A 24,668-nucleotide genomic window follows, 5' to 3' on the forward strand; every position below is an offset into this window, starting at 1 on the left:
ACGCATCCTTTTATATTCCATAGGACTCACGACATCATAATGGAAGCACAAAAAGCGAATGTCATTTCCTTACCGAGAGATATGTCTCCGGTGAGTGATGAAATAGACCTGCGGGAACTAGTGATTGCATTGTGGCATGGCAAGTGGTGGATCTTTTCCACCACCATCATTGCCACCGGCCTCGCCGTCGCTTTCGCACTCTGGAGCCCCAATATCTATCGTGCCGAGGCCTTGCTGACCCCCTCCCTTGAGCAGCAAGGTGGTGGGCTCTCCGCGCTGGCCTCCCGCTTCGGCGGACTGGCAAGTCTGGCCGGTGTCGATCTTGGCAACAAAGGTGGAGATAAGGCCTCGATAGCCATCGAAGTGGGAAAATCAAGGCTGTTTCTCGGGGATTTCATCCGCCACCACCAGCTGGCTGTCCCTCTGATCGCCGCCACTGGCATGGATAAAACCACCGGCGAGTTGATCATCGACCCTCAGATCTACGATGCCCTGACCCAGAAGTGGGTGCGCGAAGTACCTGCTGGCAAGTCACCCGAGCCCACTGACTGGGAACTGATCAAGGCTTTCAGGGGGCTTGTCTCCCTCAATAGCGATCCCAAGACCGGGTTGTTGACAGTCAGCGTCGACTTTTATTCACCGCTGTTGGCCAAACAGTGGGTGGACTGGTTGATCGATGACCTCAACCACACCATGAAACAACGGGATCAGGAGGAGGCAAAGCGCAATATTTCATATCTGACCGAGCAGTTATCCAAGACCTCCGTCGCCGATATGCAGAAGGTCTTTTATCAACTGATCGAAGAGCAGACCAAGACCTTGATGCTCGCCGAAGTCAATCAGGAATACGTATTTAAGGTACTTGATCCTGCTGTCATAGCCGAAGAGAAAATAAAACCAAAACGGGCACTGATTGTTGTATTGGGTGCACTATTGGGCGGCATGTTGGGAGTGATGATAGTTTTGGTTCGGTTTGCATTCCGTAATGATAAAAGATAATGGATGCAAACTGATCAAAAACGATGGCTTGCCATCATAATAGAGTAGAACGAACGTCGACTATTCTGATTTTATAAGGGAAATATATGAAGAAGAGTGTTTTGATTATGACTGCACTGCTGGCCCTGTCCGGCCAGACCATGGCTGCTGAAACAGTAGCTGCAGGCGCTGGCGCTAGTACCGGTGGCGCTGCTGCCGGTGCCGGTGCTGCTAGCGCTGCTGTCGGTGGCATCACCGCAGGTGCCATTGCTGCTGGCGTAGCTGCTGCTGCTGCCATCGGTGTTGCCGTCTCCGTTGCCAGCAACGACGATGACAACAGCTCCACTTCGACTGTGACTAGCACAGCTCGTTGATATTACGATATAAAGACTGCCTGATGGCAGTCTTTATTTTCATGCCTATCTATTCAGTGATGCTTGCATGCTAACTAAGCGCATTTTCATAGTGCTATCAATGTTGTTGTTTGGCTGTGCAGACAACAACTTTGATAGCTATCAGCAACTTAAATTTCTTCTTTCCGGAAATGAAAAGATAATCATCACCCCAGAAGCAATCAATAAGCTACCTTACGCCAGTGCATTTTTAACAGTCGATAACAGGCCCAGAATATTCGTCGTTCTTGCATTCGCAGACAATAATCGGCTGTCCTGGATCAGCAGTGACAGAGGCATGATTGTGACCGAGTATGGCCGCATCACCAGAACGCTAAAGTTGGAAAATGATCTTGATTACTTTTCAGGCACTATGAATGATCCACTCTCACAATCCTCCATCGCCACAGGAGCGCGGTTCAGTTTTAACGCCGAATGGGCAAAGGATCGCCGCAGCGGGAGAAGTATGCACAGTGTATTCCGACAGCTTGCGGATGAAGACCTGGATATCAACGGTACCATCATTGTGGCCTCCCTCTATGAGGAAACAGTGCAATCAAAAAAAGATGGTCAAACATGGAAGAATTATTACTGGTTGGACAGAAAGTCTGGCCTAGTCAGAAAAACCATTCAAAAGCTTGGCCCTGACAACAGCACCATAGAGATGGTCTTTACCAAGCCTTACGCATCATGAAAAAAATAATACTCTCGTTATTGATATGCTATGTGCCCTTGATTCACGCTGACAGCGTCACGAAAGTCGTCTTCGGTAATGTCAATGGCACCACCATCTCCCTTTCGGATAGCCAGCGTCTTGAACAGCTACTGAATAATACCAAGCTACCTGGCCATATCTATTGGCCTGCCGCCATCATCTCATCCCCCACAGAAGAGCGTGCGGCCCAGCAAGCCAAGGAACGTCTGCTCGGCGATGTGAAATCACTCCAGGTGATATGGATGAGAGAGCATCAAGGTGGCCTGGTCCAAACAACCCAGCAACTGTTGCGAGAGCTGGATCAGCTTGGTGTCACAGGCCGGATTGACATAAAGCTGGATCCCGATCTCAGCAGAATTGAACCTGGCAGCAACCCTCGTTTGACCGGAAATTACTCACTCTATGTTTCCCCTCGGCCATCCCGTTTATATTTGATGGGGCTAATCAATAGCCGCAAGTCATTGCCTCATGAACATGGAAAAGGTTTAGCTGAATATTGGCAGGGCCATAGCTTGTTGGCCGGTGCCAACCCTGGCGAGGTATATCTCATCCAGCCAGATGGCAGCATCCAGTTATCCCCCGTGGCCGTCTGGAATGAATACCATATAGAGCCCATGCCTGGTGCAACACTGTTTGCCGGATTCGATCCAGAATTGCTGCCGGCCAAATTTAAAAACATCAATCTCCGTATTGCCGAAATGATTGCTAATCGGATACCCGAGTAATGCTAACCAGAATCGCCACTCTCTCTATTCTTGTCTCTCCTATCGCTTGCGCCAATACGGATAGTTTCTCCCCTACCTTTCCCACCCAGAGTGACTTTGGTGGCGTAGGTCTGCTCCAGATGCCAACAGCGCGCATGGCCCCAGAAGGTGAGTTCTCGTTTAACTACATGGATAACCAGGAATATCGACGCTGGTCGATTTCCATGCAGCCATTCGACTGGCTGGAAGCCACCCTGAGATACACCGACATTCGCACCCGCCTGTATAGCAATGATGAAAGCTTCAGTGGCGATCAAACCTATAAAGACAAGGGCATGGATGTCAAAGCCAGACTCTGGAATGAATCCACCTGGCGCCCTCAAGTCTCTGTCGGGTTTCGCGATGTCATGGGGACCGGACTCTTTGACAGCGAGTACATCGTTGCCAGCAAGCGCTACCAGAACCTGGATTTCACCCTGGGCATGGCATGGGGAAATATGGGGCAGAGTGGCAACATCAAGAACCCCTTCTGTGAACTTCGCGATGGCTGGTGCCAACGCGACGACGGGTTCTCGGGCAGTGGTGGAAAATTTGAATTTGGCAGTCTGTTCCATGGACCTGCCGCACTCTTTGGCGGGATAGAGTACCAGACGCCTTGGCAACCATTGAGGTTGAAGCTTGAATACGATGGCAATGACTACAGTCACGAGTCGGCGGGTGTCATAACACAAAGCACCCCCATCAATGTGGGTATAGTTTACCAGCCCTATGACGCTCTCGACATGCACCTCAGTTATCAGCGCGGCAATACGCTGATGTGGGGTATGACATTGCATACCAATTTCAACGATCCCTCCTTGTCGCTGCCCAAGCTCATGGATCCCCCAGTTCCGGCCTATCAGACCAGCGAAACTGCCTCTCTGGATAAGGTGGACTGGCAGGATTTGTCCTCCCAGCTTGCCGCCAATGCAGGCTGGCAAGAGGTCTCCCTCTACGGTGATGACGACACCCTTACCCTGCTGGGTGAGCAGACCCGATTCCGGGAGCAGGCTCAGGGCGAGCACAGGGCCACCATGCTCGCCGTCAACGACGTCCCTGCGTCGGTGACGCAGTTGCGGATCATCGAGCAAAAGCAAGGAATGCCGCTGCAGGAAACCCGCGTCGATCTGGACTCCGTGCGCCGTGCCAACAGCGATCTTCCCCTCGGCCAGAAACAGGAAATCGAGGTCAGCCGTCAGTCGCCGACCCAGGTTCAGGGGACAAGGCGCCATGAGGCAGAACCCAGCTCATGGAGCTTCAAGATTGTGCCCAAACTGAGCCAGTCCATAGGAGGCTCAGAGAGCTTTTACATGTACCAGGTTGGGTTGAATGCCAATACCGACTGGTACATGACAGAGCACAACTGGCTGAGCAGCACGCTCTTCTTCAATCTGTTCAACAACTATGACAAGTTCAATTACACGGCCCCTCCGCCCGATGGTGAGGCCCTGCCCCGGGTCAGAACCTGGATCCGGGAATATGTCACCTCCTCGGATGTGCTCCTGAATAACCTTCAGCTCACCCATATGGATAAATATGATGATGACTGGTACGCCCAGGCATATGGCGGCTATCTGGAGATGATGTATGCGGGGGTCGGTGGTGAAACCTTGTATCGCCCCTTCAACCAATCCTGGGCCATAGGGGCAGATATCAACCTGGTAAAACAGCGGGACTGGGAAAACACCCTCCAACTGGCTGACTATCAGGTGGCAACTGGCCATGTCACCACCTACTGGCAGCCGGCGTTTCTCGACAAGGTGACGGCACAGATCTCGGTGGGTCGTTACCTGGCAGGGGATTATGGTGCCACCCTCAACTTCGCCAAGAAATTTGATTCGGGAATAAGCGCCGGTTTCTTTGCAACCTTCACCGATGTGTCGGCAGAGGAGTACGGCGAAGGGAGCTTTACCAAGGGGCTCTACATCACAATCCCGTTCGATCTGATGATGTTCAAGTCCACCATAGACAGCGGCACCATCAGCTGGGTCCCCCTGACCCGGGACGGCGGCCAGATGCTGGCCAGAAAGTACGGGCTCTACAGCCAGAGCAGTGTCGCCTCCTTCTGACATGAAATGACAATCTGTCGCAGATAAAAAAAGCACCTTCCATGAAGGTGCTTTTTTGTTTCTGGCCCTGGGCAACGCATTGGCGTCATCAGCCCTGTGGCTTGCGCTCACCGGTGACTGTGGGGTTCTTGGGATCCATGCTCCACTCGTACCAGCCGCCGTCGTAGACGCTGATCCGCTTCCAGTCCATCAGCCAGGCGTAGAAGAAGGCCTCGGAAGCGCGCCAGCCGGTGCCGCAGTAGAAGGCGGCCTGCTGGGTGGGTGCTATGTCCCACAGGTCCCACATGGCGAGGATCTCGCGGGCCGGTTTCATGGTGCCGTCCGGGTTGTGGAAGTCGCTCATGCTGTTGGCATCCACGCCGCCGTGACCCCACTTGGCCCCCGGGATGTCACCCTTGGGCTTGATGTAGCTGTAGCCTGAGGTGTTGCCGACAAACTCGTCCCAGGTACGCACGCTGACCAGGGCGCTATCGGGCTGCTTGAGCAGCGCCTTGGCTTGGTCCAAGCTGGTGTAATACTCGGGATGGGCCGGAATGGCCACGCCAAACTCCTTCACCGGCTCAAACTTGTTGGCAAGGCCGGTCTCGGTGCGCAGGTGCTGCACGAACCAGGCATCCAGGCCGCCATCCAGCAGGCGCACGTCTTCCACCCCGGCATACATCATCAGGTGAGCGGCACGGGCCGCCGCCATGGTGTTGCGGCCATAGAGGATGACGGTGGTGTCGTGGCGGATGCCGTTCTCCAGCAGCAACTGCTTGAGGGCTTCGTCAGAGACCTTGTTCCACAGCGGCTCCTCTTCCAGGCGGTTGGTATCGATATAACCGGCACCTGGGATGTGGCTCAGCAGATAGGCCTTGGGGGCTCCCCAGTCGACTTCGAAGACCTTCCAGTCCCCCTTGGGGGCGGCCGCCACCGGCTTGCCTTCCTGCAGATCGGCGAGCCAGCGCGGATAGACCAGTTGCTGCCAGCGGGCCAGGTGCTCGCGCGGCGCACTCTGCCAGTCCTGCAGCTCGAACAGCTGCTTGATGCCCTGCTGGCGCAGCAGACGGGCCACCTCGGCCACTTCCCGCGGGGCGCCGTAGAGGGCCACCGGCAGCTCGGCCTTCAGCCCCTTGCTCGCCAGCGCCTTGGGCCACTCGTCGTCACTGTATTTCCACTCGGCGGAGAGGTGCTCGGCGCCGGCCACGTGGCCGCCCTGCTGCTCGCCCTCCATGGGCCAGCCCTGGTAGAAGTAGCTGGGGCGGGTATCCAGGATCACGGCCTGCTTCGCCTTGGCATCGGCCAGGGAGAGAGGAGGCAGTTCGGCGGCCAGGGCGGGCCAGGCACACCAGAGCAGCAAGGCGGCCAGGCCGCTTCGCCACAGTCCAGTCATTCGTTTCATGATGTTGTCTCGATGCATAGTGAACAAAGTTAAAAAATGGAGCGGCCGAGGCGCTCGGCCAGCAGCTCCAGCGCCGCCGTGCCCGCCAGGGAGTTGCCCGCCTTGTTGAGCTCGGGGGACCAGACGCAAACCGTCAGCTCGCCGGGGATCAGCGCCATGATGCCGCCCCCCACGCCGGACTTGCCCGGCATGCCGACCCGGTAGGCGAAGTCGCCTGCCTCGTCGTAGAGGCCGCAGGTGGCGAGCAGGGCGTTGACCTGCTTGGTGGTGCGGGCAGGCAGCAGGGGCGTCGTCTCACCGAGCGGCACGCCGCGGTTGGCCAGATAGATGAAGGCCCGGGCCAGATCGACGCAGCTCATGCGGATGGCACAGGCATTGAAGTAGCTCTGCAACACCTTGTCCACTTCGTTCTCGAAGTTGCCATAGGCCTTCATCAGGTAGGCGATGGCGGCGTTGCGGGCGGCGTGCTGATACTCGGAGCGGGCCACCACCTGGTCCGCCATGATGGCCGGATTGCCGCACAGGCGACGCACCAGTTCCAGAGTGCGTTGGCGCGGGGCCGTGAGCCGGGTCTCCAGCAGATCGCTCACCACCAGGGCACCGGCATTGATGAAGGGGTTGCGGGGAATGCCGTGCTCGAATTCAAGCTGGATCAGCGAGTTGAACGGCTGGCCAGACGGCTCCTTGCCCACCCGGGTCCAGATCTCCTCCTCCTGATAGAGGGTGAGTGCCAGGGTCAGGCTCAGGGCCTTGGAGATGCTCTGGATGGAAAAGGGCTCGAAGGCGTCACCGGCGGTGAACAGCTCCCCCTCCACGGTGCAGACAGCGATCCCGAGTCTGTCCGCCGGCACCTGCGCCAGCGCGGGAATGTAATCGGCCACCTTGCCCTGCCCAAGCAGCGGGCGCACCTCTTCCAGGATGCTGGCCAGTAATTCGGATGACAACACCATCGACGGTTCCATGACGTGAAACGAGGTGAGGCGAGGCTCACCGACAAAAATCCCGCCGGCGGCGGGATTTTCTATCTGCCCGAGAGGCAGTCGGATATCAGGCCGGCTCACCGTACCAGAGATCGAACAGCTCGGTGACCACCACGGCCTCCATCCCCTTGCCTTCCAGCCAGGATTTGACGGCGGCGCGGTCCTCTTCGGTGCACTTGCCCAGTTGCTGGGTGCAGATCATCCCTTCCCAGGCCAGGTGGCCTGAACCGGCGAAGGCCAGCTTGCGGGGTTCAACAACCTCATCGATCATCGCATCGACTACCGCATCGATGGTCTCTTCGGCAGTGCCGACCGGGAAGTTGAAACTGATGTCGAAACCCATTTCCTGGAATTCATCGACGCGCAGTTTCTTACGCAGACGGCGGCTACGATTGGCCATGATAGCTCCTCAAGTTAGTGGATACGGAGTTGACGTGCCAGCTCAGCTGACACGCTTGAAAATCAGATCCCAGACCCCGTGGCCCAGACGATGGCCACGTTGCTCGAATTTGGTCAGCGGGCGCCAGTCGGGACGGGGCACCCAGTTGCCGGTGGCGGAGGTGTTCTCGTAACCCTCGGCGGCGCTCATCACTTCCAGCATGTGCTCGGCGTAGTTTTCCCAGTCGGTGGCCATGTGGAAGACGCCACCGATGGCGAGCTTCTGGCGGATGTCCTGGGCAAAGGCCGGCTGCACTATGCGGCGCTTGTGGTGGCGGCTCTTGTGCCAGGGATCCGGGAAGAAGAGCTGCAGGCAGGAGAGTGAACCGTTCGGGATCATGTGCTCCAGCACTTCCACCGCATCGTGACAGATCACGCGCAGGTTGGTGACACCCGCCTCCTGGGCGGTGCCGAGGCAGGCCCCGACGCCAGGGGAGTGCACCTCTATGCCGATGAAGTTCTTTTCGGGGGCATTCCTGGCCATCTCCACCAGGGAGGCGCCCATGCCGAAGCCGATTTCCAGCACCACAGGGGCTTCGCGGCCAAACAGCGCCACCATGTCCAGGGGTTGTGGTGCGAAATCGATGCCCATGACCGGCCAGAGATCTTCCAGAGCCTTCTCCTGCCCTTTGGTCAGGCGGCCTTCGCGACGGACGAAGCTGCGGATCTTGCGCATGAACTTGCCGTCTTCGTTAAATACATCTTGGGTCACAGGCATAATTGTCTCGTTATTTCATCAATCCGGGTAACAGAACCGGGGTCAATCCGGGTTTAGGCCGACCTGGTTGGTTCGTTATTTCATCAATCGGCAAAAACAGGGGAGCGAATTATCCCAAGATAGGCTCAAGGCGCAAGTGTTTCGCACAACAAATCCCCCCTGACTGATCAATTCCGCCACTGCGGTTGACAAATGCCACCCCCTTCACAGAATCTGCCGGGCGTCAGGTGCATCCTGACACGGAAAAATAAAACCATACACAACAAAGGATTGCAGTATGAAAAGAGCCCTTTTGACCCTCGCCATCTCGGCCCTGCTGGCCGGGTGCAACCCCTCGGACAATGACTCCCAGCCCCCCGCCCCCGCCACCCAGGCCTATGAATACCTGGTGCAGTTGAGCTCGAGTGCCGAGGGGATAGGCGCCAGACCCACGGGCACCGAGGCCGAGACCCGCGCCGCCGCCTGGATCCAGGACCACCTGACCGGCTGGGGCTACGAGGTACAGAACCAGCCCTTCAGCTACACCCGGGGCGGCACCGACAGAAGCTCCCAGAACCTGGTCGCCGAGCTCAAGGGCCAGAGCGACAAGGTGATCCTCATCGGTGCCCACTATGACAGCACCGGTGAGAAAAAGGGATCCGAAGGCGCCACCGACAACGGTGCCGGTGTCGCGGCCCTGCTGGCGGTCGCCGAGGCGCTCAAGGATCAAACCCTGCCCTACACGGTGCGCTTCGCCTTCTTCGGGGCGGAGGAGAACGGCCTCAACGGCTCCAAGGCCTATGCCGCCAGCCTGGATGCCGACGCCATCGCCAAGCTGCTGGCCATGGTGAACTACGACACCATAGCCGGGGGCGACATCGTCTACGTCCACTCCGCCCACTCGGACGTGGCCGAGTACAACTGCGCCGAGCCGAGCCGCTACAGCTTCGATCCCAAGGTGCGCGACCGCCTGCTGGCCATCTCCAAGCAGAGCGCCACCCCGTTCGCCATCCACCCCAGCTACGACGGTTACCCGGAAGGGGAGACCGGCAGCTGGTCGGATCATGCTCCCTTCGCCTGCCTGGGAGTACCCATCGCCTACGTGGAGGCCACCAACTTCACCATCGACGGAGCGGATGGCTATGACGGCTACTCCCAGAGCACCAACCCGGCGCTGTGGGACTGCTACGACGAGGCCAGCAAGAGCGCCTGCGATCGGGACAGCGAGACCCAGTGGGGCAAGATCTGGCACACGGAGCACGACCGCCTCGACAAGATGGCCGAGCTGTTCCCGGGCCGGGTCCAGCAGCAGCTGGGTGCCAACACGGATCTGATGATCCGCTTCCTCAAGGAGCCGGGGATCTGAGCACTGGGCCGATGAACGCCTGGCAGGGGTTTTTGCGCCCCCGGCCAGGGTAGAGACGATAAAATTCGGGCAGGTGCCAAACCTGCCCTTTTTTATGGATTTTTGTGACAGCCATTGCCTCATTTCTGAAATCTGATACAAACGGATAACCTGGCGGTTGAATGGAGCGACCGCCACCTAGTCAGAGAGAACCCTATGCAGCCGTTTTTTGCCCAGCGCTTCGAGAAGGTCGAGCCTTCCTTTATCCGTGAAATCCTGAAAGTCGCCGCCAATCCGGAGATCATCTCCTTCGCCGGCGGCCTGCCCAATCCCCACCTGTTCCCGGTCAAGGCCATAGAGCAAGCCTGCCAGGACGTGCTGCGCGAGCAGGGCGCCGCGGCGCTGCAATACGCCACCACCGAAGGGTTTGCCCCGCTGCGCCAGTACATCGCCGATCGCTACCTGAGCCGCCACGGCATGGAGGTCAACCCGGACAACATCCTCATCACCAGCGGCTCCCAGCAGGCGCTGGATCTGCTGGGCAAGGTGCTGGTGAACGAAGGGCAGGATCTCATCATCGAAGAGCCGGGTTATCTGGGCGCCATCCAGGCGTTCTCCGTCTATCAACCGAACTTCAGGCCCATCACGCTCGGGGAAGAGGGACTGGATCTGGCCGCGCTGGATGCGCTGCTGGAGCAGGGTTCCAGCGCCAGGCTGCTGTACGGCGTGCCGAACTTCCAGAACCCGAGCGGGGTCTCCTACAGCCGTGCCAACCGCGAGGCACTGGCCGAGCGGCTGATGCGCCACGAGCTGCTGATGGTGGAAGACGACCCCTATGGCGAGCTGCGCTTCGAGGGGGAGCATCTGCCCCCCATCGCCAAGCTGGCGCCGAACAATACCGTACTGCTCGGCTCCTTCTCCAAGACTGTGGTGCCCGCCTTCCGTCTGGGCTGGATGCTGGTGCCGGACTGGCTGCGCAAGAAGGTCACCATCGCCAAGCAGGCCACGGATCTGCACAGCAATGCCTTCAGCCAGCAGGTGCTGCACCGCTTCCTGACCGATCACTCCCTCGACGCTCATCTGGAGAAGATCAAGGAAGTCTATGGCCGCCAGCGCGCCGCCATGGAGGCCGCCCTGAGCCGTCACTGCCCGCCCGGCGTCAGCTACACCCGCCCCGAAGGGGGCATGTTCCTCTGGCTGACCCTGCCGCCCAGCGTCAGCGCCATGGCCCTGTTCGACGAGGCGATCAAGGAGAAGGTCGCCTTCGTGCCCGGCGCCCCCTTCTATGTGCGCCCCGAGATCCAGAACACCCTGCGCCTGAGCTTCTCCTGTGTGGATGAGGCCACCACGGAAGAGGGCATCAAGCGCCTCTGCCGCGCCCTGTCGCGCATGCTCTGAGCCCTCTGGGAATGAAAAAAACCAGCGACCTCGGTCGCTGGTTTTTTTATGCCTATTCGTTATCCCACATGGGCGGAGCAGCCCTGCGTCCCTCAGGCTGACGGGGGCTTCTGGGTGGACAGCAGACTGGCAAAGGCCGTCATCGGCATGGGTCTGCCATAGAGGTAGCCCTGCAGGAAGTTCACCCGGCGCTCCTTCAGGTAATCGGCCTGTACCTGGTTCTCCACCCCTTCCGCCACCAGCAGCAGGCCGAGCCGGGTCGCCAGATCGATGACGTTCTCGACTATGTGGCTGGAGAGCGCATCCGAGCCAATCATGCCGACGAAACTCTGATCGATCTTGAGGAAGTCCACCTGGAACTGCTGCAGATAGGTCAGGCTGGAGTGGCCGGTGCCGAAGTCGTCGATGGCGATGAAGACGCCGAGCTGGTGCAGCTCGGCAAAGAGCCGGTCCGTCGTCTCGTCCGCTACTATGAGCTCCCGCTCGGTCAACTCCAGCACCAGCTTGATGGGGTTCGCCTTGAAGGCGTTGATGAAGTCCCGGCAATCGTCCAGCAGGCTCAGATCCTTGCAGTGGCTGGCGGTGATGTTGAAGCCGAAGTGGAACCCTCGCGGCAGACTGTGCACCTTGTCGGCAAACTGCTCGCGCACCTGCGCCATCAGCAACCGGGTCATGGGGACGATGAGGCCACAGTCTTCCGCGAGCGGAATGAAGCGATCCGGCGAGATCATGCCCTGACGGGGATGCTGCCAGCGCATCAGCACCTCGCAGCCGCACCAGTGCGCATCCTCCCCCGTCACCACGGGTTGCAGATAGGGGATGAACTCCTGCTGATCCAGCGCCCGCTTCAGCTCCTGGGTCGGTGAGGTCGAGCGCCCCATCAGCCAGAAGATCCCCACCCCGAACAGCACGCTCAGCAGGGGATAGACTATGATGCCGACCTTGGAGTAGTCCCAGATGTGGGCGCTGTACTCATCGACCGATACCCTGGTCACCACCTTGAACGGATACTTGCTCGAGCTCTCTTCCAGATAGCCCTGGCTGTCCGGGGGAATGAGCCGGTCGGTGAGCTGACTGTCCCGCAGCAGCATCTTCTGACCCACCACCAGCCCGAGGGGGGAGTTGCGGCTCAGCATGTCCAGAATGTTGAGCAGGTAGTAGCCATCGACCCCCACCAGCACGCTGAACCTGCCCATCTCCTCCCGGTAGACGATGAGGGGGCGATTCGGGGTGACGGGATTGCCCTTCATGAGATCCAGCTTGCCACCCACGTAGTCACCCAGCTGGATCTCCCCACTGACCGGGCCATAGAGGGAGGTGCAGTAGATGGTCGTGCCCTCGGCCAGGTTGACGCTGCGCACATCCGGCACTGTCGCCACCTGATCCCGCAGCCCCTGAACCACCTCGAGGCAGGGCTTGTTCAGACTGCCTGCAAGGGCCGATGCCGCCAGCTGGGCGTTGTCCAGGGTGCGGTCAAACATCAGCTTGGCATGTTGCAGCCGCTCCACCGCATCCTGCCGCACTCCGGCAGCGGTCTGCCAGGTGATGACGGCAAGCCCCAGCACCATGGGCAGCAGACCCGCCAGCAGGGCACAGACCAGCCGGACATAGAATTGACGCACCCTTAAACGACGAAATGGCATAACCGTCCTCATGGTCACGGCGAAAAAGCAGGCGAGTTTACCCGCTGCCGCCCGCTTGGCAAGTAATGATGATGCGCTCGGGTGAAATCCGGATGGCGCCCGCTCTGGCCGGCAAGTCCCACTCCCCATCCAGGCCCGCGGCCTTGCGCCGGCGCCAGGCCCCCCTGGCACAAGGCGCACGAAGCGTGCGCCACAGTGAATTTATAATGCTCATAAAAACAGGAGCTTGTCCATCCAGTGCCCAGCCTCTAGAGTAGAGCCAACAGCCATCTGGGAGGCAGGACATGAAGATACTGATCACGGGAGGTACGGGCTTTATCGGCCGCCGCCTGGTGGCACACCTCAAGGTGCAACACGAGGTGGTGGTGCTGACCCGTCAGGGCAGCCGGGCCTATGAGCTGCTTGGCCATGACGTCACTCTGCTGGACAACCTGGACCGGCTGGACCACCTCAACGATGTGGACATCGTCATCAATCTGGCCGGCGAGCCCATCGCCAGTGGCCGCTGGAGCGAATCCCGCAAGCAGTTGCTGTGCAACAGCCGCTGGCTGCTGACCGAACAATTGGTGGATCTCTTCAAGCTCTCCAGCACGCCGCCCAGATTGCTGCTGAACGCCTCCGCCATCGGCTGGTATGGCCGCCAGGGGGATGAGCCCCTGGACGAGCGCTGCCACCATCCCCACGACGAGTTCACCCACCGGCTCTGCCAGCGGTGGGAGCAGCTGGCCCTGCAGGCCCGCAGCCCCCAGACCCGGGTCTGCGTAGTGCGCATCGGCCTGGTGCTCGGCACCGATGGGGGCGCCCTGCCCAGGATGCTGCCTCCCTATCGGCTGGGGCTCGGCGGCCCCATGGGCACGGGCAGCCAGATGATGAGCTGGATCCACGTGCAGGATCTGGTGCGGGCCATGCTGTTCCTGCTCGAGCACGACGAGTGCGAGGGGATCTTCAACGGCACGGCCCCGCAGCCGGTCAGCAATCGCCAGTTCAGCCAGACCCTGGCCCGGACACTGCATCGCCCGCACCTCTTCTTCGTGCCAGCCCAGCTGCTTCGACTGCTGATGGGCGAGGCGGCGGATCTGCTGCTCACCGGCCAGCAGGTCCTGCCCGCACGCCTGCAGGAGGCGGGGTTCCACTTCACCTATCCAGCCCTCCCCGAGGCCCTCGGCAACCTGCTGCAAGCCCCGCGCTGAGCCCCATAAAAACAGCGCCCGGCCAAGGCCGGGCGCTGTTTGAGAGAAGGGGGCAGGATCGATTAGTCATCGGATGCTCGCGTAGCTGGCAACCAAGCATCAGCATCCCCCTTAGTCCGATTACGCCACTTCGTGGCTAATCGACCCTACAGCAGCCCCTGCCCCAGGCCTCTTAGCCGGTCGCTCAGGGTGCCTGCCAGCAGCTGGCGGCGCATGCCCTGACCGGCCAGGGTCACCAGCAGGGCTCCCAGCAAGGGCAGGCCGGCCCAGATGGCCCAATGGAACTGCCACTGGCCATCGAACCACCACCACTGCAGGCCAAAGGAGCAGATCTCCACCACCATGGCGGCGCACAACCCCGCCAGGGCGCCGCTCGCCACCAGCTCCCAGCGCAGCATCTTCTCGAGCAGCGCACTGCCCGCCCCCAGGGTGCGCATCAGCAGCAGCTCCCGGCGCCGATGGGCCATGCTGGCCTGGGTCTGGGTCAGCAGCACCAGCAGGGCGGCCACCGTCACCAGCCCCAGCATCAGCCCCAGCGTCCGGCTCACCTGATCCGAGACCAGGGTCAGCCGCCCAATCAGATCCTCCACGTCGATGAGGCTCACCGTGGGGTGGCGACGGATTAGCTCCACCTCGGCGCTGCGCCCCTCAGGCGGCAGACGATAGCTGCCAAGCCAGGTCTGGGAGAAGGGGGCCAGCACATCCGGCGAGAAGATCATGTAGAAGTTAGGCCGCATGTTGTCCCACTTGATGGACCTCAGGCTGGTCACCCTGGCCTCGAAGCTGCGCCCCTCTATGGTGAAGCTGAGGGCGTCCCCCAGGGCGATGCCGAGCTGGCCCGCCAGCACCTCGTCGACGGAGACCTCCCCCTTGCCGCCGAGCCATTGGCCCGAGGTGACCTGGTTGTCGGGGGGCAGGGTCGCCGTGGTGGTGAAGTTGAGCTCGCGGTTCACCCCCTCCCGGGCCGCATCCTCACCCACCGCCTGACCGGCGATCCGGGTCAGACGCCCACGCACCATGGGGTAGAAGTCCGAGGTGATAGCCCCGGCCTTGTGCAAGTCCGCCAGTATGCCGTCGCGCTCCCCGTCGGCCACATTGACCAGGAAGCGGTTGGGGGCATCCGCAGGCAGGCGGGCGGAAAAATCATCCAGCAGATCGACCCGCGCCGCCCACAGGAGTCCAAACAGCATGAGCGCCAGGGCAAAGCCCGCCAGCTGGAACAGGCCGCTGCCGCGCTCGCGGGAGAGGTGGCTGATGGCCAGACGCAGGGCATGGGGCCCCTTGAGCCGACCACCGAGTCGCAACAGCCCGGAGGCCAGCAGCGCCAGCAGCACCATCAGCAGCCCCATGCCCCCGATGAGCCCGAGCGCCAGCCTGACATCGGCGGTAAAGCCCCAGACCAGGGCGAACAGACCGAGCAGGCCCACGGGCACCGTCAGCCAGGGGGGAATGCCCGCCTCCAGCTCCCGGCGCAGCACCCGCAGCGGCGGCACCTTGAGCAGGCGCAGGAAGGGGATGAAGGCCAGCAGCAGGGTGATGAAGAAGGCGACCGCCAGACCCAGGGCAAAGGGGCGCCAGGAGGGGGGTGGCAGATCAGCTGGCAGCAGATCCCCCAGCAGTTGCAGCGTCAGCCACTGCATGGCGCTCCCCGCCACCAGGCCGATCAGGGCACCTATCAGGGTCAGGGAGGCGAGGAGGGTCCCCATCAGTTGCCAGAGCGTACGCCGCGACGCCCCCAGCGTCTTGAGCAGCGCCACCATGTTGGTCTGGCGCTCGGCGAAGTGGCGCACCGCTATGCCCATGGCCAGGGCCCCCAGCAGCACGCCGGCCAGGGACGCCAGGCGGAAGAAGCGCTCGGCATTGGCCAAGGACTTGCCGACCTGGGAGCCCTGATCGTCGGGCTTGATCAGCTTCTGCCCCGCCGTCAGCTTGGGCTTGAGCCAGCGCTCATAGCGGGCTACCCCCTCCCTGGGCCCCTTGATGAGATAGCGCCACTGCTGGCGGCTGCCCGGCAAGAGGGCGCCGGTTGCCTCGATATCGGCGCTGTGGATCAGCGCCCTTGGCGCCATCTGGAAGGGGCTGAAGCCCTGATCCGGCTCTTGGCCCAGCTCCCCCGCCACCTTCAATCTGGTGTTGCCGACTTCCAGCTCGTCCCCGAGTTTGGCACCGAGCAACTGCATCACCCGGGCGGAGAGCCAGATCTCGCCGGGCGCAGGGGCACGCTGGGGCATCAGCTCCAGCTTGCCATAGAAGGGGAAATCGCTCGGCACGGCGCGAATGGACGCCAGCTGCAGGCCGTCGCCGTGAAACAGCATGCTGTTGAAACTGACCGTGGTCTGGACGAGGAGCCCCTCCTGCTTCGCCTGGGCGAGCCAGGCTTCGGGCGCCGGTGTGGCGGAGCGCAGCACCCGATCCGCCCCGATGAAGTCGCGGCCCGAGGCCTTGAGCCCCGCATCCAGCCGATCCGCCACCAGGGCCACGCTCAGCACGCAGGCCACGCTCAGGGCCAGCGCCAGCACGAACCAGCGCAGCTCCCCGCTGAAGCCTTCCCGGCGCAGCAGCTTTAAACCCAGTCTCCATTGATTCATGACTTGCTCCCCATGCCCGGCGCCTGCGTCAGTCCGGGCAGCAACTTGTCATTGACGCCTTCCCCACACATTAACGTGAACCCCAATCGCCATTGATTCATGACAGCTCCCTGACACGGGGAGCCAAGGTGGCTTCAGATGCTGGCGCATCTGCCTCCAGCCGTCCCGCCGCCATCACCAGCTGCCGCTGGCAGCGCTGGGCCAGCTCATGATCGTGGGTCACCACCACCAGGGTGGTGTTGTGCTCGCGGTTGAGACGAAACAGCAGCTCGATCACCGTCTCTCCCGTCTTGCTGTCGAGGTTGCCGGTCGGCTCGTCCGCCAGCAGCAGGCTGGGGCGGGTCATAAAGGCACGGGCTATGGCGACGCGCTGCTGTTCCCCCCCGGACAGGCGCGGCGGCAGGTGGTGCAGTCGCTCGGCCAGCCCGACCTGGGTGAGCAGCTCGCGGGCCCTGGGCTCACAGTCGGTCTCGCCGCGCAGCTCGGCCGGCAGCATGACGTTCTCCAGGGCGCTCAGGGTGGGCAGCAGCAGGAAGGACTGGAACACGAACCCCACCTGCTCGGCGCGCAATCTGGCCCGCCCCTCCTCGTCCAGCCGGGTCAGGGACTGGCCCAGGATCTCTATCTCGCCGCTGCTCGGCAGGTCGAGTCCGGCCAGCAGGCCGAGCAGGGTGGACTTGCCGGATCCGGAGGCGCCGACCAGAGCCAGCGTCTCGCCGGTATTGACTTGCAGATCGATCCCTTCAAGGATGGTGAGACTTTCCTGGCCGAGGCGAACGGTTTTGCCGAGCCCCCTGACGGTGATAATGGGCGTTGAACTCATGATGCGTTTCCTGTTTGCCTTAACCTGTAATGACAATAGATCCTGGGAGTTGAATGCATGACCCGTGTCTTGTTCGTCTTGAGTTGCCTGTGTTGCTGGATTTCATCGGTCCAGGCGCAAACCCTGCTGGTACTGGGGGACAGCCTGAGCGCCGGCTACCAGATGCCGGCCGAACAGAGCTGGCCTGCCCTGCTCAATGAGAAGTGGCAGCAGCAGGGTGGCGAGCACAGGCTCATCAACGCTAGCATCAGTGGTGAAACCACCCAGGGGGGGCTGGCCCGCCTGCCTGCCCTGCTCGAGGAGCACAAGCCTGACTGGGTGCTGATCGAGCTGGGGGCCAACGATGGCCTGCGCGGCTTCGCCCCCGCCATCACCCGGGCCAACCTCACCAAGATGGTGGAGCTGGCCAAGGCCAGCCAGGCGAAGACGGTGCTGACCCAGATCCAGCTGCCCCGCAACTATGGCGCCCGCTACCTGCAGCAGTTCGAGCAGATCTTCCCGGAGCTGGCGCAGGCCAATGACCTGCCGCTGATGCCCTTCTTTATCGATGATATTGTGCTGCGCCCTGAACTCATGATGAACGATGGGCTCCACCCCACGGCGGCGGCGCAGCCCCAGATCCGCGACCGGGTCGCCCGCTTTATCGAGCCCCTGCTGACCCAGTAACCCCAGGGGAACGGCATTGGCCCACTGTCCGCCAAAACAGAACACCCGCCAAGGCGGGTGTTCTGTTATCGGGCTGGCTTGGGGGTTGACCCCAGGCGATAAGCCTTTGAGTCGGGTTCAAGCCCCCAGGATCTGGCGCATCCGCTCCTGGGTGACCCCGACCAGCAGATCAGGCTGGAACTTGGAGATGAAGCGGTCGCATCCCACCTTCTTGACCATGGCCTCGTTGAAGTTGCCGCTCAGTGAGGTATTGAGGGTGATGAATAGATCGGCCATGCGCGGATCGCTGCGCACCTCGTGGGTCAGGCGATAGCCATCCATCTCCGGCATCTCGGCGTCCGTGATCATCAGCATGATCTCGTCGGTCACCTTCTTGCCCGCATCGCACCACCCCTTGAGCAGCTTGAGCGCCTGCAGCCCATCCTGGCACTCGATCACCTCGAGGCCGAGCTGGGCGAGGGTCTCGCGCACCTGATTGCGTGCCGTGCTGGAGTCATCGACGATGAGCACCCGGCGCCCCTGCATCTGGGGCAGGATCTCCTTGTCCAGCACCTCCGCCGAGATGCGGATGTCATAGGTGATGATCTCCGCCAGCACCTTCTCCACGTCGATGATTTCGACAATCTGGTCGACCCCGCCCTCCGGGATGCGGGTGATGGCGGTGAGGTAGTTGGCGCGCCCCGCCGAACGGGGGGGCGGCAATATGTCCTTCCAGGTCATGTTGACGATGTGGGCCACCTGCCCCACCAGGAACCCCTGAATGGTGCGGTTGTATTCGGTGATGATGAGGTTGGATTCGTTGTCGACCGCCATGGGACGCATGCCGATGGCACCGCGCAGGTTGATGACGGGAATGGAGACACCGCGGATGTTCGCCACCCCGCTGATGTTGTGATGGGAGCCCGGCATCTTGTTGAGATGGGGCAGCTTCACCACCTCCCGCACCTTGAAGACGTTGATCGCAAACAGCTGCTGGGTACCCAACCGGAACATCAGCAACTCCAGGCGATTCTCCCCCACCAGCTGGGTACGTTGATCCACTGAATCCAATATGCTCGCCATATAAAGCCCTTACGTCCGTTTTCCGAGTGCCGCCCCGCGATGGGGCGCCAGCATGCCAACCAGACCCGCATTCCCCCGGCAGGAGCAACGCAAGTCTCTATAGAAATAATGAAAAGGGTCGAGAAAAGATAGGATCTTGACCACGGGTCGTGATCCTCACCCCATAGCCTCATGCCGGCAGCCCCTCATCGCCATCGACCCGACATAGAGAGTTATCGACCAGGAGGGGAGAATGCTGAACCCGGGATTGCGCCTGATGGCCGAGAAAGAGCACACCTTAAACTGCGCCCATAAAAAAAACCGGCCGCGAGGCGGCCGGTCAAAAAATACAGTAGGCAGTCAGGGAACGACTTAGAAGTGGTACTGCATGGCCACGCCAACGACGTCGTCGGTGTTCTGGCCAAATTTGTTGTACCCGTCAGAACCGTCGCTGCTCAGCAGGTTGGCCTTGTAATCAACGTAGACGTCGAAGTTGTCGTTGATGTTGTACCAGGCACCGATGGAGACGTACTCGGTCAGGGTGTCGTCAATGTTCTGGTCGGAATCTTTCACGTCCAGGCGGTTGTACGCCAGGGACGGCTTCCACTGACCCCAGGTGTACTGAACCACGGCTTCGTAACCGTTGCTCTCGGAGGCATAACCGCCGTTGCCACCCTGATTCACGTAGACGTGGTCTTCGCCGTAGGCGTAGGTCGCGGCAGCGTACAGGTTGTTGGCGTTGTACTTGATACCGACGGCGGTCAGCTTGGCGTCGTCGCTGCCACCGAAGTTGGAGTTGGCAGCCTGATCGGCAGTCTTGCCGGCCTGGTTATAGGCCAGACCCAGGCTGATGCCCATGTCGAAGTTGTAGTTGGCAGACAGGGCGTAGCCCTCTTCGGAGCCCTTGGTCCAGCTGGACGCGCTCTCGTTCTGCGCTTCGTTCTCGCCGGTGAACTGGGCACCCAGCACCAGACCGTCGAAGGTGTAGATGTACTGGGCCAGGCCGTTGGTGCGACCGGTACCGAACACTTCGGTACCCTTGCCCAGGCCATCTCCGCCCCACTCCGGCAGAACGTCGGTGTAGTCGTTAACGGCCTTGGCAATCAGACCGTCCTGACGACCGTAGCTGAAGGCGCCGAAACGATCGTTCTTGATGCCAACGTAGGCATAACGCAGCTCGTTGTCGGAGCTGTTGGTCGGTACGTTGTACTCGACGAAGCCGTTGGCGACGGTTTCTTCGTTGATGCGGGTCTCACCACCGATGCGCAGACGCAGGTAGCTCTGATCGCCACTCTCGTCGTCGTTGTCGCTACCGTAGTACATGCCTTGAACACGGCCACCGATGTCAAGCTTGGTACCATCCTGGTTGTAAACGGTAGAAGCTTGTGCACCACCGGCCAGCAGCAGGCTGGAGATGGCCATCGTCAATGCTGTCTTTTTCATTGTTCGTTCCTCTGAGGTGTAAACCAGACCTGTGCTCGGTCGTTGTCATTTTGAATCGGGTTCATTTCCGATGACCTAGGGTAGATCTGCGAACCTTGATGGGAACTGAAGCTGGGGGCGATTAATTAGAAATACTCGATTCAACCCGCTTGCCGCGACACTAAGTGTCATAAGGTCAGGTTATTTAAGAATTTTAAACCGAATAAATGAATAATTCAGAGCAATGGAGATGCCATAACTCAAGATGGCAGACGCTTGTATCGAGGAGGGGTCACTGAAAGGCTGACGGGGCGGGTTCCACTCGCCCCAAGGATGCCTCAGGCAGGTTGCCAGTCCTGCATGACGCGCAGCAGGTCTTTCCAGCTGACGATGCCCACCAGGGCGCCGTTTTCCAGTACCGGCAGGCAGGAGACATGTTGCTCCAGCATGATGGCGGCGGCTTCCGGCAAGGACGATTCGGGGGAGATGGTGATGGGTTGGCGGCTCATGATCTGGTGGGCCCGCCGGTTGAGGGTCTCGGTGTCGCGGTTCATCTCGGCATCAGTGTCGAGATAGGGGCTGAGGGCGCGCAGCAGATCCCGGTCCGAGATGACTCCCACCAGCACGTCATCTTCCAGCACCAGCAGGTGGCGAAAGTGGGCCTGCTCGAAGATCGCCTTGATGACACCCAGCCTGTCATCCATGGAAACGGTCGCAACCCGGGTCGTCATGATCTCTTTAATCAACATGGAAGCCTCCTGCCCCCTGACAGATGTCTCTGTTATGGCACGTTTTTCTTGCCGCAGCCAGCCATGTCCCCCTGCCTCAAGTGCAAATCCGAGTCATTTCACGTAAGATCCGCGCCAGTTTCTCCCCTTCATTGAGCCAAGCAGATCCATCCATGATAGTTGCCAGTCAAATCGAACTGATCCGCGGCGGCCGCACGCTGCTGGACAACGCGTCCGCCACCATACACCCCGGCCACAAGGTGGGCCTGGTGGGCAAGAACGGCTGTGGCAAGTCCACCTTCTTTGCGCTGGTGCGGGGCGAGCTGGCCATCGACAACGGCAGCTTCAGTCTGCCCGCCGGCTGGCAGATTGCCGGCGTGGCCCAGGAGACCCCGGCGCTGGACTGCTCCGCGCTGGAGTACGTGGTCGATGGCGACAAGGAGTTCCGCGCCCTCGAAGCCCAGCTGGCCCAGGCCGAGGCGGATGACAATGGCCTCCTGGTCGCCGAGCTGCACGGCCGGCTCGACACCATAGGCGCCTACAGCATCCGCGCCCGCGCCGCCGAGCTGCTGCACGGGCTGGGCTTTGGTGGCGATCAGCTCGACTCGCCGGTAAGGAGCTTCTCCGGTGGCTGGCGCATGCGCCTGAACCTGGCCCAGGCCCTGCTGTGCCGCTCCGATCTGCTGCTGCTCGATGAACCGACCAACCACCTGGATCTCGACGCCGTCATCTGGCTGGAGAAGTGGCTCAAGGGCTATCAGGGCACGCTGGTGCTGATTTCGCACGACCGCGACTTCCTCGATTCGGTCATCAACCGCATCATCCACATCGAGAACGGCAAGCTCAACGAATACACCGGCGGCTACTCCGACTTCGAGCTGCAGCGCGCCGAGCAGCTGGCCCAGCAGCAGTCCATGTACGAGAAGCAGCAGCGGGAGATGTCCCACATGCAGGCCTATGTGGACCGCTTCCGCTACAAGGCCTCCAAGGCCCGTCAGGCCCAGAGCCGGTTGAAAGCCATGGAGCGGATGGAGAAGATCCTGCCCGCCCACGCCGACTCCGAGTTCAGCTTCGAGTTTCGCGAGCCCTCGGCCCTGCCGACCCCCCTCATCGCCATGGAGAACCTGTGCGCCGGTTACGGTGACAAGGTGATCCTGGAGAAGATAAAGATGAACCTGGTGCCGGGCTCGCGCATCGGCCTGCTGGGGCGCAACGGCGCCGGCAAGTCCACCTTTATCAAGATGCTGTCGGGCTCCAATGCGCCGCTCTCCGGCAAGCTGGAGGTGAGCGCCGGGGTCAGCATCGGCTACTTCGCCCAGCATCAGCTCGAAACCCTGCGCCTGGACGACACCCCCCTCGATCACCTGGCCCGCCTCGCCCCGGACAAGTCCGAGCAGGAGCTGCGCAACTACCTCGGCAGCTTCGGCTTCCACGGCGACAAGGCGCTGGACAAGGTGGCCCCCTTCTCCGGTGGCGAGAAGGCGCGGCTGGTGCTGGCCCTCATCACTTGGCAAAAGCCGAACCTGCTGCTGCTGGATGAACCGACCAACCACCTGGATCTGGAGATGCGCCACGCCCTGACCATGGCGCTGCAAGGCTTCGAGGGCGCCATGGTGGTGGTCTCTCACGACCGTCACCTGCTGCGCACCACCACGGATGACTTCTATCTGGTCCACGGTGGCCGGGTCGAGCCGTTCGACGGCGATCTGGACGACTACCACAAGTGGCTCGGGGAGCAGGAGAAAGAGGCCAACGCCAAGCCGGTGGACGGCCCCGTCTCCGCCAACTCGGCGGTGGCACGCAAGGATCAGAAGCGGCTCGAGGCCCAGTTCCGCCAGCAGACCCGGCCCCTGCGCCAGAAGCTGGAGAAACTCGAGGCCAGCATGGAGAAGCTGCAGGGCAAGCTTGGCGACATCGAGAGCCAGCTGGCCGATCCCGCCATCTACGAAGAGAGCGCCAAGGGCAAGCTCTCCGAGCTGCTCAAGTCCCAGGGCCCCCTCAAGGAGCAGCTGGAAGAGGTGGAGCTGGAGTGGATGAGCCTCTCTGAGGAGCTGGAAACCATGGAGCAGGCCTTCTTTGCGTGACGAACAGCTGATGGCAAGCGAGCGGGTCGCCGTGCACGAGCTGCCGACGCCGCTCGGCTTCTGGCACTGGAGCGGCAAGGTCTATGGCCAGCGCAGCCAGGACTGGCTCGAGGTGCAGAGCCAGGGGGGCAACGTCAACCTGGCGCTCCTGCTGCATCATCTGGACTTGCTCGGCATCCCGGTCGACCTCACCGATCTGCAACCGGCCCTGGTTCAGACCGAGGCGGTGCTGCTCCCCTGGCGCACCCTGCGCCAGCAAGCCAAGGCGCGGCTGGCCGAGGAAGAGTATCAGGCCATGCTGGCCCACGAGCTGGAGCTGGAGCGGCTGCAACAGGGAGTCTTGCTGCAGACCCTGCGCGGCCTCTCCCTGTTTCGTGGCAAGAGCCACAACCTGTTGAACTATCTATCGTTACTGGGTGCCCAGCAGGGCCCCCTCAGAGACCTAATATGCTGAGCTACCGCCACGCCTTCCACGCCGGCAACCATGCCGACGTGCTGAAACACGCCGTCCAGGCCCTGATCATCGAGTCCCTCAAGAAGAAGGAGAAGCCCTTCATCGTGCTGGACACCCATGCCGGCGGCGGTCTCTATGACCTGCGCGGCGACTGGTCCCAGAAGAAGGCGGAGTACGCCGACGGCATAGGCCGCCTGTGGGACGAGCGGGCCCAGTGGTCTGCCATGGCCCCCTATCTTGGCGTCATCGAAGAGATGAACAGCGATGGTCAGCTGCACTACTACCCGGGTTCCCCCGAGCTGTCGCGCCGCCTTATCCGCGAGCAGGACAAGCTGGCCCTGATGGAGCTGCACAACAACGAGGTGGAGGATCTTCGTGCCAACATGGGTTATGACCCCCGCGTCGCCGTCCACCACCGTGACGGTTTCGAGGGACTGGTCGCCCTGCTGCCGCCGACGCCGCGCCGCGGCCTGGTGCTCATCGACCCTCCTTATGAGCTCAAGGAAGATTACTTCGCCGTGGTCGATACCCTTAAAAAAGCACAGAAGCGCTGGGCCACCGGCATCTACGCCCTCTGGTATCCCATCCTCGGGCAGGAGGCGGACAAGTCCCGCGAAATGCTCAAAGCGATCAAGCGGGAAAACTTCGGCAACGTCCTGGTGGCAGAGCTGGAAGTGGCCGGCCAGACCGCCGATTGGGGCATGAACGGCTCCGGCATGCTGATCATCAGCCCCCCCTGGATGCTGGACGAGCAGATCGAAGCCTTCCTCAAGCCCCTGTGCGCCAAGCTGGCCCAGGGCGCCGGCGCCCAGTACAGGGTGGAGTGGCTCAACAAGACAGCCGACTGAACCCCTTACCGACCGCAAACATGACAAAGCCCCGAAAGGGGCTTT

At 61.1% G+C, this 24,668-nt stretch carries 22 protein-coding genes; 12 read left to right on the forward strand and 10 right to left on the reverse strand.

What is annotated here, in order from left to right:
* Positions 1–39: 39 nt before the first annotated feature.
* The 5 genes from ACB030_RS09770 (at position 40) to ACB030_RS09790 (ending at position 4,897) form a co-directional block, all read left to right on the forward strand.
* Entirely contained in the window at positions 40–999 is a 960-nt protein-coding gene (locus ACB030_RS09770; protein ID WP_371159388.1) for a Wzz/FepE/Etk N-terminal domain-containing protein, read from the forward strand.
* 86 nt (positions 1,000–1,085) lie between these two features.
* Positions 1,086–1,352, forward strand: coding sequence for a hypothetical protein (locus ACB030_RS09775; protein WP_371159390.1), 267 nt, complete (start codon positions 1,086–1,088; stop codon positions 1,350–1,352).
* A gap of 100 nt (positions 1,353–1,452) precedes the next feature.
* Complete coding sequence (locus tag ACB030_RS09780; RefSeq protein WP_371159392.1) at positions 1,453–2,064, forward strand: YjbF family lipoprotein; 612 nt, start codon at positions 1,453–1,455, stop codon at positions 2,062–2,064.
* Positions 2,061–2,810, forward strand: coding sequence for a capsule biosynthesis GfcC family protein (locus ACB030_RS09785; protein ID WP_371159394.1), 750 nt, complete (start codon positions 2,061–2,063; stop codon positions 2,808–2,810). Before ACB030_RS09780 ends, ACB030_RS09785 begins: the two co-directional genes overlap by 4 nt.
* On the forward strand, positions 2,810–4,897 hold the full coding sequence (locus tag ACB030_RS09790) for a YjbH domain-containing protein (RefSeq protein WP_371159396.1): 2,088 nt from the start codon (positions 2,810–2,812) through the stop codon (positions 4,895–4,897). The genes ACB030_RS09785 and ACB030_RS09790 overlap by 1 nt, the downstream gene beginning before the upstream one ends.
* An 88-nt stretch (positions 4,898–4,985) precedes the next feature.
* Here ACB030_RS09790 and ACB030_RS09795 read toward each other — a convergent pair whose 3' ends face one another.
* The 4 genes from ACB030_RS09795 to trmB all read right to left on the reverse strand — a co-directional run bounded on the left by ACB030_RS09795 (position 4,986) and on the right by trmB (position 8,414).
* On the reverse strand, positions 4,986–6,269 hold the full coding sequence (locus ACB030_RS09795) for a rhodanese-like domain-containing protein (protein WP_371159448.1): 1,284 nt from the start codon (positions 6,267–6,269) through the stop codon (positions 4,986–4,988).
* A gap of 38 nt (positions 6,270–6,307) precedes the next feature.
* Complete coding sequence (glsB, locus tag ACB030_RS09800) at positions 6,308–7,228, reverse strand: glutaminase B (RefSeq protein ID WP_205642366.1); 921 nt, start codon at positions 7,226–7,228, stop codon at positions 6,308–6,310.
* Between the two features lie 97 nt (positions 7,229–7,325).
* Positions 7,326–7,658: a YggL family protein gene (locus ACB030_RS09805; protein WP_005348158.1), complete on the reverse strand. Its 333-nt coding sequence runs from the start codon at positions 7,656–7,658 to the stop codon at positions 7,326–7,328.
* A gap of 42 nt (positions 7,659–7,700) precedes the next feature.
* Positions 7,701–8,414, reverse strand: coding sequence for a tRNA (guanosine(46)-N7)-methyltransferase TrmB (trmB, locus tag ACB030_RS09810; RefSeq protein WP_371159398.1), 714 nt, complete (start codon positions 8,412–8,414; stop codon positions 7,701–7,703).
* Between the two features lie 277 nt (positions 8,415–8,691).
* Between trmB and ACB030_RS09815 the strand changes: the two genes are divergently transcribed.
* A complete protein-coding gene (locus ACB030_RS09815; RefSeq protein ID WP_371159400.1) occupies positions 8,692–9,759 on the forward strand; it encodes a M28 family metallopeptidase in 1,068 nt (355 codons plus the stop codon).
* A gap of 195 nt (positions 9,760–9,954) precedes the next feature.
* Positions 9,955–11,136: a PLP-dependent aminotransferase family protein gene (locus ACB030_RS09820; RefSeq protein ID WP_371159402.1), complete on the forward strand. Its 1,182-nt coding sequence runs from the start codon at positions 9,955–9,957 to the stop codon at positions 11,134–11,136.
* A gap of 92 nt (positions 11,137–11,228) precedes the next feature.
* On the opposite strand, the gene ACB030_RS09825 is transcribed toward ACB030_RS09820, so the two are convergent.
* Complete coding sequence (locus tag ACB030_RS09825) at positions 11,229–12,779, reverse strand: EAL domain-containing protein (protein WP_371159404.1); 1,551 nt, start codon at positions 12,777–12,779, stop codon at positions 11,229–11,231.
* Between the two features lie 284 nt (positions 12,780–13,063).
* On the opposite strand from ACB030_RS09825, the gene ACB030_RS09830 reads away from it, so the two are divergent.
* The gene (locus tag ACB030_RS09830; protein ID WP_371159406.1) at positions 13,064–13,969 is read left to right on the forward strand and encodes a TIGR01777 family oxidoreductase; all 906 of its coding nucleotides are present in this window, start codon (positions 13,064–13,066) and stop codon (positions 13,967–13,969) included.
* A 146-nt stretch (positions 13,970–14,115) separates the two neighbouring features.
* Here the strand turns inward: ACB030_RS09830 and ACB030_RS09835 are convergent, their stop codons facing one another.
* A complete protein-coding gene (locus tag ACB030_RS09835) occupies positions 14,116–16,557 on the reverse strand; it encodes an ABC transporter permease (RefSeq protein ID WP_371159408.1) in 2,442 nt (813 codons plus the stop codon).
* A 97-nt stretch (positions 16,558–16,654) separates the two neighbouring features.
* A complete protein-coding gene (locus ACB030_RS09840; RefSeq protein ID WP_043132953.1) occupies positions 16,655–17,380 on the reverse strand; it encodes an ABC transporter ATP-binding protein in 726 nt (241 codons plus the stop codon).
* Between the two features lie 57 nt (positions 17,381–17,437).
* Here ACB030_RS09840 and ACB030_RS09845 point away from each other — a divergent pair, with 57 nt between their 5' ends.
* Positions 17,438–18,046, forward strand: a complete 609-nt coding sequence (locus ACB030_RS09845) for an arylesterase (RefSeq protein WP_371159410.1) — start codon at positions 17,438–17,440, stop codon at positions 18,044–18,046.
* Positions 18,047–18,163: 117 nt separating this feature from the next.
* On the opposite strand, the gene ACB030_RS09850 is transcribed toward ACB030_RS09845, so the two are convergent.
* The 3 genes from ACB030_RS09850 to ACB030_RS09860 all read right to left on the reverse strand — a co-directional run bounded on the left by ACB030_RS09850 (position 18,164) and on the right by ACB030_RS09860 (position 21,258).
* Positions 18,164–19,108 carry a chemotaxis protein CheV gene (locus ACB030_RS09850; protein WP_371159412.1) on the reverse strand — a complete coding sequence of 315 codons (945 nt, stop codon included), beginning with the start codon at positions 19,106–19,108 and terminating at the stop codon, positions 18,164–18,166.
* 351 nt (positions 19,109–19,459) lie between these two features.
* A complete protein-coding gene (locus ACB030_RS09855; protein WP_205642375.1) occupies positions 19,460–20,530 on the reverse strand; it encodes a porin in 1,071 nt (356 codons plus the stop codon).
* 317 nt (positions 20,531–20,847) lie between these two features.
* Positions 20,848–21,258: a CBS domain-containing protein gene (locus ACB030_RS09860; protein WP_371159415.1), complete on the reverse strand. Its 411-nt coding sequence runs from the start codon at positions 21,256–21,258 to the stop codon at positions 20,848–20,850.
* A gap of 152 nt (positions 21,259–21,410) precedes the next feature.
* On the opposite strand from ACB030_RS09860, the gene ACB030_RS09865 reads away from it, so the two are divergent.
* The 3 genes from ACB030_RS09865 to ACB030_RS09875 are packed head-to-tail and all read left to right on the forward strand — an operon-like array spanning position 21,411 to position 24,623.
* Positions 21,411–23,321 carry an ABC transporter ATP-binding protein gene (locus ACB030_RS09865; RefSeq protein ID WP_371159417.1) on the forward strand — a complete coding sequence of 637 codons (1,911 nt, stop codon included), beginning with the start codon at positions 21,411–21,413 and terminating at the stop codon, positions 23,319–23,321.
* Positions 23,314–23,775 carry a DUF2390 domain-containing protein gene (locus tag ACB030_RS09870; RefSeq protein ID WP_162519175.1) on the forward strand — a complete coding sequence of 154 codons (462 nt, stop codon included), beginning with the start codon at positions 23,314–23,316 and terminating at the stop codon, positions 23,773–23,775. The genes ACB030_RS09865 and ACB030_RS09870 overlap by 8 nt, the downstream gene beginning before the upstream one ends.
* On the forward strand, positions 23,769–24,623 hold the full coding sequence (locus ACB030_RS09875; RefSeq protein WP_371159419.1) for a 23S rRNA (adenine(2030)-N(6))-methyltransferase RlmJ: 855 nt from the start codon (positions 23,769–23,771) through the stop codon (positions 24,621–24,623). The genes ACB030_RS09870 and ACB030_RS09875 overlap by 7 nt, the downstream gene beginning before the upstream one ends.
* Positions 24,624–24,668 lie beyond the last annotated feature (45 nt).

The sequence above is a fragment of the Aeromonas sp. S16(2024) genome (genome assembly GCF_041403065.1).
Classification (GTDB): domain Bacteria; phylum Pseudomonadota; class Gammaproteobacteria; order Enterobacterales; family Aeromonadaceae; genus Aeromonas.